The sequence below is a fragment of the Kitasatospora sp. NPDC085895 genome, from assembly GCF_040702125.1.
In the GTDB taxonomy this organism is placed as follows: Bacteria; Actinomycetota; Actinomycetes; order Streptomycetales; family Streptomycetaceae; genus Kitasatospora; species Kitasatospora arboriphila.
Genome location: NZ_JBFBJY010000247.1, coordinates 1 through 1,120 on the forward strand (window position 1 = coordinate 1; position 1,120 = coordinate 1,120).

Annotated in this window: 1 protein-coding gene; it reads left to right on the top strand. The window is 69.8% G+C overall.

What is annotated here, in order from left to right; all coding sequences use genetic code 11:
• Positions 1-1,120, top strand: a 1,120-nt coding sequence (locus AB0442_RS42590; RefSeq protein WP_363550509.1) for an acyl-CoA dehydrogenase family protein, incomplete at both ends; no start/stop codon positions are given.

Consider the following 1,120-nt stretch of genomic DNA (forward strand, 5'->3'; position numbering starts at 1 on the left):
CCGAGGAGCACGACATGCTCCGTGACGCGGTGCGGTCGCTGGCCGAGGCGAAGATCGCCCCGTTCGCGGCCGAGGTCGACGAGCAGGGCCGTTTCCCGAGCGAGGCGCTGGAGGCGCTGCAGGGCAACGACCTGCACGCGGTGCACGTGCCCGAGGAGTACGGCGGCGCCGGCGCGGACGCGCTGGCCACCGTGATCGTGATCGAGGAGGTCGCCCGGGTGTGCGCCTCCTCCTCGCTGATCCCCGCGGTCAACAAGCTCGGCTCGCTGCCCGTCCAGCTGTCCGGCTCCGAGGAGCTGAAGGCCAAGTACCTCGGTGCGCTGGCCCGCGGCGAGGGCATGTTCTCCTACTGCCTGTCCGAGCCGGAGGCCGGCTCCGACGCGGCCGGCATGAAGACCCGCGCGGTGCGCGACGGCGACTTCTGGGTCCTCAACGGCGTCAAGCGGTGGATCACCAACGCCGGCGTCTCCGAGTTCTACACCGTCATGGCCGTCACCGACCCGGAGAAGCGCTCCAAGGGCATCTCCGCGTTCGTGGTCGAGAAGGGCGACGAGGGCGTCTCCTTCGGCGCCCCGGAGAAGAAGCTCGGCATCAAGGGCTCGCCGACCCGCGAGGTCTACTTCGACAACGTGCGGATCCCCGCCGACCGGATGATCGGCGCCGAGGGCACCGGCTTCGCCACCGCGATGAAGACCCTCGACCACACCCGGGTCACCATCGCCGCCCAGGCGATCGGCATCGCCCAGGGCGCCCTGGACTACGCCAAGGGCTACGTCCAGGAGCGCAAGCAGTTCGGCAAGGCCATCGCCGAGTTCCAGGGCGTGCAGTTCATGCTCGCCGACATGGCGATGAAGCTGGAGGCCGCCCGCCAGCTCACCTACGCCGCCGCCGCGAAGTCCCAGCGCACGGACGGCGACCTGACGTTCTTCGGCGCCGCCGCCAAGTGCTTCGCCTCCGACGTCGCGATGGAGATCACCACCGACGCCGTCCAGCTCCTCGGCGGCTACGGCTACACCCGCGACTACCCGGTCGAGCGGATGATGCGCGACGCCAAGATCACCCAGATCTACGAGGGCACCAACCAGGTCCAGCGCATCGTCATGGCCCGCAACCTCCCGTA